This is a genomic window from Candidatus Acetatifactor stercoripullorum (genome assembly GCF_944382095.1).
GTDB lineage: Bacteria > Bacillota > Clostridia > Lachnospirales > Lachnospiraceae > Acetatifactor > Acetatifactor stercoripullorum.
Genome location: NZ_CALWMU010000072.1, coordinates 1 through 7340, shown reverse-complemented (window position 1 = coordinate 7340; position 7340 = coordinate 1). Strand labels below are relative to the sequence as shown.

Here is a 7340-nt window from a genome sequence, read left to right as displayed (position 1 = left end):
GCAAATATGCTGGTTTCATCGGTGTGGGATATTGAGTTACCCCAAAAGAATCGTAGTGCTAAATCCTAAAGACGGGCTCATTATCAGGCGCTCTGCTCATAAGAGGATTATCGCTTTGCATTGTGTGCGAGCACCCATGCCCTGCGATAATCCTCTTATGGCTGAGCTGGTATAAAAAATATTCAGGAAAAAGCTTGAAAACTGGGAATTTTTATGGTATCATATTACTTCGTGATACATTGATTCCTTGCTCGCATCCATGATGCGGGCCAGAGACCAAAAGGAGGTAACAAGCATGAACAAGTATGAATTAGCCGTTGTTGTCAGCGCTAAGGCCGAAGATGATGAGAGAGCTGCAGTGATTGAAAAATGTAAGGCTCTGATCGAAAGATTCGGCGGCACCATTACAGAGGTGGATGAATGGGGTAAGAAGAGACTTGCTTACGAAATTCAGAAGATGAAAGAAGCTTTCTATTATTTCATCAGATTTGAAGCTGATAGCACCGCTCCGGCAGAGATTGAGAGCCGTGTCCGTATTATGGACAATGTTATCAGATATTTATGCGTTAGACAGGACGAGGCATAAACAGAAAGCGAGAAGTTGATTATGAATAAAGTAATTCTTATGGGACGTTTAACAAGGGATCCTGAGGTGAGATACTCACAGGGGGCAAGCCAGACCGCAGTAGCGCGCTTTTCCATAGCGGTTGACAGAAGATTCAAGCGAGAGGGAGAGCCCGACGCAGATTTCTTTAACTGTACCGCATTCGGCAGACAGGCAGAGTTTATTGAGCGTTATCTGCACAAGGGAACCAAGGTGGTTGTCTGCGGGAGAATCCAGAACGACAATTATACCAACAGGGACGGCCAGATGGTTTACAGTGTCCGTGTCATGGTGGATGAGATTGAGTTTGCTGAGAGCAAAAATGCTTCTGCAGGAAACGAAGGCGGATTCAACAATGGCGGCTTTAACGGAGGTTACTCAGGCGGTAATGCTGCTCCGGCTCCGTCCGGCGCAAGCGACGGCTTCATGAATATCCCTGACGGCATTGACGAAGAATTACCGTTCAACTAAGATTTGATTGAGACAGGAGGTACTGACATGGCTTACAATAAAGCAGAGAAATCCGATGCTCCGGTAAGGAAAAAGAGCGGCGTTCGCAGAAGAAAGAAAGTTTGCGTATTCTGCGGCAAGGATAATGTGATTGATTACAAGGATACAAACAAGCTGAAAAGATATGTGTCCGAGAGAGGAAAGATTCTTCCCCGCCGTATTACCGGCAACTGTGCAAAGCATCAGAGAGCGCTGACCGTAGCGATTAAGAGAGCGCGTCACGTTGCATTGATGCCTTACGTTCAGGACTAATTCCATAATGCAGCATCAGGACCGGCTTCCGAAATGGGAGCCGGTTTTTTAACAGTATGACGGGTATGCCTGGATGGTTTTTGAAATGGTTTGCGCATTGGTAAAGGAGGGACGGCTGTGCTTAGGATCGGTGTCTGCGATGATGAACAGGATACGCTGAGAAATAATTGTGAAATAGTACAGGACTTTTTGAGAAAAAGAGGCATCAATGGAGACATTGCCGCCTGCAGCTCAGGACAGGAGCTGCTGTGGGAGGCTGAGCAGCATGGAGACTTCCAGATTATTTTACTGGACATAGAAATGGACGGCTTTAACGGTGTGGAAACGGCCAAAAAGCTCAGAGAGAGGGATTACTATACCGTGCTCATTTTTATATCCGCCCATGACCAGTATTGTAAAGCATTGATGAATGTAAAGCCCTTTGCGTTTTTGGACAAGCCTGTGGACCAGAAACAACTATTTCAGGTATTGGACCGGGTCATGGAACAGGAAATTGCCCAAAGCGAAAACTTTTGCTTTACATCGGGCAAGGTTCGGTATCAGGTGGATATCAAATCGATTCTTTACTTTGAAAGCAGTCTTCGGAAAATCCTTTTGGCAGGCAAGGGAAAAAGCTACTGGTTTTACGGACGGATGGACGAGGTGGAGGCCAGAATTTCTGCAAGCGGGCATAAGTTTCTGCGCATACATAAATCTTATCTGGTTAATGTCCGGTACATCGAAAGCTATCATTATACCTCCATTACCATGCAGAATGGGAAACAGCTTAATATCAGCAAGGCCAGGCTTGACAGCATAAGAGAGTATTATAGGAATCAGCTGCTGTGAGAAGCAGGCGGATACCAGAAGATCGGGGGTAGAGGCTTATGGAAATGGCGTCACTGCTTTTTCTTGAAATTTTTACTACCATTGTATATAAGTTAAGCTGTGATAAGCTTTTGGAAAAGCGAAAGATGAGCTGTGTAAAGCAGACATTGGTCTGGTGCGCTTTCTTTTGTCTTTGCAACGGTCTTACCTATGGCGGGGGTCTGCCCCCGGCGGTAAATGGGCTTATATTTATGGCAACGCTTTTGGCGGCGCTGGAGCTGCTCTATCAGGCATCCCACAGGCAAAAGCTGCTTCTTACGGCAGTATTTTATCTGCTGGGAGCAGGGGCGGAGGGAATCGCCTTCGCTGTGACAGCGTTACTTCTGCCCGAAAATGGCAGTGCAATGACATCCCTTTTGGTGTCAAAGCTGTTGTGGTTTGCGGCGGTAAGGGCAGTGCCTTTCCTCTGGAAAGGCTCAAGGGCCGCAGAACAGGTCAGTATGGCAGACTGGCTGGAAACCCTGATGATTCCCCTGTTCAGTGCAGTGATTGCAGTGTCTGTACTGGGAGAAGGAACAGAATATGGAAAGTGGGCTTATCTGCTTTCTATGATGCTATTGGTGGGAATCAATTTGCTTTCCTTTCTTTTGTATGAGAGAGTGCGGGAAAATTCGGGCAGGCAGGCCAGAATGGATTATCTGGAAAAGACGGTAGAGCAGTATTTGAGCATGTCAAAGGAGATGGGAAGCTATTATGAGGAGCTGCGGTATTTCAAGCATGATCTGAAGCAGCGCTATCTTTTGGAGCAGACATATCTGGAACAGAAAAATTACGGGAAGCTGCAGGAGAGCTATCAGGAAAGCCTGCAGATTTTAAATCAGGAAAAGCTGCTTTCAAGAACGGGGAATCCTTATATAGATAATATAGTAAACTATAAGGCTCTTTTGGCCCGAAAGGAAAATGTGAAGATGGAGGCAGAAATGTCTGTTGCCAGTGACGCAGCGTTTTCAGAGGCGGATGTATGCTTTCTTTTGGGAAATCTGATTGACAATGCCATTGAAGCGGCTGTAAAATCTCAGGATAAATCTGTGAGAATTTGTGTAAGGATGAAGGACGGCAATTTGTTCATAGACATAGAAAATACAAAAGAACCTTTAAGGAACGAGACGGCGGAGAAAAAGAGGACGCCGACTACCAAAGATAATCCTCGAGAGCATGGCATGGGACTTGCAATTATTCACAATATTGTAGAGAAATATCACGGAGAGCTGCAGATAAGGGAAGAAGAGCAGCGTTTTCGGGTTCAGATATGGCTTTTTGACATAGAGACGGCATAAGTCAAGGGAAACCAAAAGTGACAAGGAAACAGTCTTTTTCTTACAAAAAGGGAAAACAGGCGTCCTTTTTGTGATAAGATTTCTGTATCTACAGAGATAAGAAGGAGAGGGAAAAATGTTGTTACCATTTCATTATAAGGTTTACGAGAGCGCGCCCCTTGCAACCTTTGTGAATATTTTTTTGAAAATCATAGGAGTGTCGCTTTTAGTGGCGGGGATTCCCCTGTTATTTGAGGCGGATGGGCCTATCGCCATTGTGCTGGTGGCTGTGGGTGTGTGTTTTCTGATTTTGGGAAATGTGCTGGGAAATGTACTTGCCAGAAGAAAGGTAAAAAAGCTGTACGGGAAGGATGGAAGCAAGCTGAAAAAGCTGATACCCATGAAGGAGACGGTGACAGAGGAAAATGGTGTGAAAACGACCAAGACTGTTCCGGATATTGTGGAGGGGATGTTGAATCCGCCGGCAAAAATTACGATCTGCCGGGATAAGGGGCATTATGCAATGGCAGTGAAGATTGAATATTTTGTGAATCAGAAGCCGGTGGGCAAGCTTCGTATGAGAGAGACGGCCACGATACAAACCATGCAGGCGGTGAATACGGTCAGCGCGGTGCTGGGATCCGGAGATCTGGGAAAGCAGCTGGAATTTGTGGTGCGCCCAGGTGAGGAGGTTATCATTCATTATTCTGCCTACACCTTTATGGACATTGAAAGACACTAAAAGGGAACGCAGAATACTATTTAATTGCAGTCCGTTGATTTATATGCTATGATAATTAAGCACACAATTTTAAAATAGTGCGTGCAGAAAGTTGGTGCATCTTGAATAAGATAGAAATTGTTCAAAATATAATTCAAAAATCAGGAGGAATTGCAAAAACTTCTGATTTTATTTTGGCAGGGCTTAAAAATTATGATGTGGCAAAACTTTGTAAGGAAGGAGTTATAGAACGTATAAGACATGGTTATTATCAACTTCCAAAAAGTAAAGATATAACCGATGAACAACTAATTGCAACACTGCTTCCACAGGGGGTTATTTGTGTCGAATCTGCATTGTTTCATTATGGCTATAGTGACTTTGCTCCCCGTGAATGGTCCATTGCAATCCCTCGATCTATGTCAAGAACAGTAAGGCGGATGCAGGAAATTTCAATGAAAGCTTATTATATTCAAAAAGAATATATGGAACTTGGAAAAACAGTTGAAAATTTTAATGGCGTAGCTCTTCCGGTATATGACAGAGAACGCACCATATGCGACTGTTTTAAATATCGCACAAAGCTAGACAATGAGCTGTTTAATAAAGCGCTTAACGCTTATGCCTCTGATGAAAAGAAGAATTTAAGCAACCTTTCAAAGTATGCAAAAAGAATGCGGCTGTATGCAAAAGTCATGAATGTAATGGAGGTGCTGTTAAATGGTTGATATGGGAGCATCCGTGCTTGCACGCTTAAAAAATAAAGCAAAAGAAAGTGGGAGAAGCTATCTATGCAGAAAATCTGGTTTTGAAAGGCGGATTGTTTATCTATTCTGTTACAAATTTGAGATTAACAGCATTGCTCCTATTGCGATAGCAAAAAAATATGCAGGTATCGGAGCGGCCTTAATTGCCCGTATAAAAAACACACGTACTCCATTCAGCATTGATTTTGGCGTTGGTGATGTTATTGTTCCAAACCAGGAAAAACGAAGAATTCCAACGCAGCTTACAGACTTTGCGGCGCCAATGGTAAATACATATTCTATTGAAACAACTGTCGCGGAGAAATTGGACGCAATTCTAAGCTTAATGGAATTCTCCAGCAGAATGAAAGACTATTATGATATATACTATCTTGCAAATAAATTTGATTTTGAAGGCAAGATTTTGTCAGAAGCACTCCGAAAGACCTTTGTGAATCGTGAACACAATTTTACTCTTGAACAGTTTGAGCATACCGTGCTAAAAACAATAAAAGCCTTTTTGACAAAACCGTTTATGGCAGTAGTAAATGAAAAAGAGTTTGCTGAGAAATGGTCTGCTATTAACAGCGAGTGGATGTAAAGAAAGTGCAGGAGAAGTATTGTCTTTTTAGCGACCATACATCTTTTTCCCCGGATACGGTACAATAAATACAAATAAAAGCAAAAAAGCAAGATGCAACAGTTTACACAAATTGTTGCATCTTGTTTTTTACATTAAGTATATCGGTAAGTATCTATAAAACTTTAGTCTTTTTTAAATTTTCTTTTTTCTAATGGCTCTATTATTTTTTCCCATGTTAAAAGACCGCCGACAGAAAGACCGCGGTAAAAAGACAATATTTATATGGACAAAGGACGAAGGTTCCTACAAGGTGGTTTCCCGCAGCACGGCGTCCTTGTCGTCCTGTTCCAGGCAGAGATAGCGTTTTGTGATATTTAGAGAAGAATGATTAAACAGCACCATGATGACAATAGGATCCTTCCCTTGTTTCCAGGCATGGTAGCCGAAGGTTTTGCGCAGGGAGTGACAGCTGACAGTATCCTCAATGCCGACTCCATCCGCTGCCGCACTGATAATGCGGTATGCCTGAAAACGGGAAAGCGGCTGTCCTTCAGAGCGTGGACTGGGGAACAGATACGGATTTCCGGACTTATACATCCTTGTTTTGATCAGGACCTTACGGTATGCGGCAAGCATCTGACGGACACGGTCATTGAGAAAAATACGGTTTTCCTTGCCTGTTTTCCGCTCCCTGATTGTAATATGGGTCCTTACTTTTTTCCCGTTGTAGACGTTTTCGAGGGTAAGATGCAGGATATCGCTGATACGCAGTGCGGTGTTTAATCCCAGTATAATCAATGCGTAATTACGATAATCAGGTCTTTTGGTTTTGTAGTATTCCTTGAACTGCTCTAATTGCTTTCTGTCTCTGATTGGCTGTGTTGTACTCATATTTCTTTTCCCCTTCCCTGAATCCGGCATGAGTGCCGCTCCTTCGGCTCCGAAGCACCCGGACCAAAGCCCGTGAAATGTGCTTATCTTGAGAGTAATAGAAGCCGGGGGCAAATGCAACAGTTTGTGTAAAGTGTTGTATCCCGGGCAGAAAAAAAAAGGTATTGTCCTGCTGGAACGAAAGACCTGCAGGCACCGAAAACAGGGAGGTTTGGGACATGTTGCGGCTTACAATGGCACAGGAAGAGTATCTGATGATCGGAGAAAACGTGAAAATCGTATTTCTGGGGGGAACCGGAAGGCATATGCGGGTGATGATAGACGCCCCCAAGGAGATTAATATCGTCAGAAGCAATGTACTTGAGAAAAATAAAAAGCAGTCTCAAGAGTGAATCAGGTAATAACCGGATGAGAAGGCAAGGCGGTCAGGGCCCGGCGGCGGAGCGGACACATCCGGTTGCTACATAAAACAAGCAGCCATGGGCGCAAACGGATTTGCGCCAGGTAAAACCAAGGAGGTAAATTTTATGGTAGTACAACACAATTTAACAGCAATGAATTCCAACAGAATGCTGGGGCTGACAATGTCATCTCAGGCAAAATCCACCGAGAAGCTCTCTTCCGGCTATAAGATCAACCGTGCGGCAGACGACGCGGCAGGACTTTCCATTTCCGAGAAGATGAGAAAGCAGATCAGAGGTCTGACTCAGGCTTCCCTGAATGCACAGGACGGCATTTCCGCAGTGCAGACCGCAGAAGGCGCGCTGACAGAAGTGCACGACATGCTTCAGAGAATGAACGAGCTGGCAGTGAAGGCGGCAAACGGCACCAACAGCGAGGATGACAGACAGTATATTCAGGATGAGATTGACCAGCTGGTGACGGAGATTGACCGCGTGGCGGAAACAAC

11 protein-coding genes are annotated in these 7340 nt (G+C 44.3%); 10 read left to right on the top strand and 1 reads right to left on the bottom strand.

Annotated features, from left to right (window positions below):
- Positions 1 to 295: 295 nt before the first annotated feature.
- From rpsF to SHK35_RS13925, 8 genes are all read left to right on the top strand, one after another.
- Positions 296 to 586, top strand: a complete 291-nt coding sequence (rpsF, locus tag SHK35_RS13960; RefSeq protein WP_318703498.1) for a 30S ribosomal protein S6 — start codon at positions 296 to 298, stop codon at positions 584 to 586.
- Between the two features lie 21 nt (positions 587 to 607).
- The gene (locus SHK35_RS13955) at positions 608 to 1075 is read left to right on the top strand and encodes a single-stranded DNA-binding protein (RefSeq protein WP_318703500.1); all 468 of its coding nucleotides are present in this window, start codon (positions 608 to 610) and stop codon (positions 1073 to 1075) included.
- Positions 1076 to 1102: 27 nt separating this feature from the next.
- Entirely contained in the window at positions 1103 to 1366 is a 264-nt protein-coding gene (rpsR, locus tag SHK35_RS13950; protein WP_318703502.1) for a 30S ribosomal protein S18, read from the top strand.
- Between the two features lie 117 nt (positions 1367 to 1483).
- Positions 1484 to 2194, top strand: coding sequence for a LytR/AlgR family response regulator transcription factor (locus SHK35_RS13945; RefSeq protein ID WP_318710232.1), 711 nt, complete (start codon positions 1484 to 1486; stop codon positions 2192 to 2194).
- A gap of 38 nt (positions 2195 to 2232) precedes the next feature.
- On the top strand, positions 2233 to 3510 hold the full coding sequence (locus SHK35_RS13940) for a sensor histidine kinase (RefSeq protein WP_318710231.1): 1278 nt from the start codon (positions 2233 to 2235) through the stop codon (positions 3508 to 3510).
- A 115-nt stretch (positions 3511 to 3625) separates the two neighbouring features.
- Positions 3626 to 4231, top strand: coding sequence for a hypothetical protein (locus SHK35_RS13935; protein ID WP_318710230.1), 606 nt, complete (start codon positions 3626 to 3628; stop codon positions 4229 to 4231).
- Between the two features lie 101 nt (positions 4232 to 4332).
- A complete protein-coding gene (locus SHK35_RS13930; RefSeq protein ID WP_318703510.1) occupies positions 4333 to 4938 on the top strand; it encodes a type IV toxin-antitoxin system AbiEi family antitoxin domain-containing protein in 606 nt (201 codons plus the stop codon).
- Positions 4931 to 5557, top strand: a complete 627-nt coding sequence (locus tag SHK35_RS13925; protein WP_318710229.1) for a nucleotidyl transferase AbiEii/AbiGii toxin family protein — start codon at positions 4931 to 4933, stop codon at positions 5555 to 5557. The genes SHK35_RS13930 and SHK35_RS13925 overlap by 8 nt, the downstream gene beginning before the upstream one ends.
- A 285-nt stretch (positions 5558 to 5842) precedes the next feature.
- On the opposite strand, the gene SHK35_RS13920 is transcribed toward SHK35_RS13925, so the two are convergent.
- On the bottom strand, positions 5843 to 6430 hold the full coding sequence (locus SHK35_RS13920) for a tyrosine-type recombinase/integrase (RefSeq protein WP_318703514.1): 588 nt from the start codon (positions 6428 to 6430) through the stop codon (positions 5843 to 5845).
- A 218-nt stretch (positions 6431 to 6648) separates the two neighbouring features.
- On the opposite strand from SHK35_RS13920, the gene SHK35_RS13915 reads away from it, so the two are divergent.
- Together SHK35_RS13915 and SHK35_RS13910 are read left to right on the top strand one after the other, a co-directional pair.
- Positions 6649 to 6822 carry a carbon storage regulator gene (locus tag SHK35_RS13915; RefSeq protein ID WP_318703516.1) on the top strand — a complete coding sequence of 58 codons (174 nt, stop codon included), beginning with the start codon at positions 6649 to 6651 and terminating at the stop codon, positions 6820 to 6822.
- Between the two features lie 135 nt (positions 6823 to 6957).
- On the top strand, positions 6958 to 7340 hold a 383-nt coding region (locus SHK35_RS13910; RefSeq protein ID WP_442867448.1), incomplete at its 3' end, for a flagellin N-terminal helical domain-containing protein.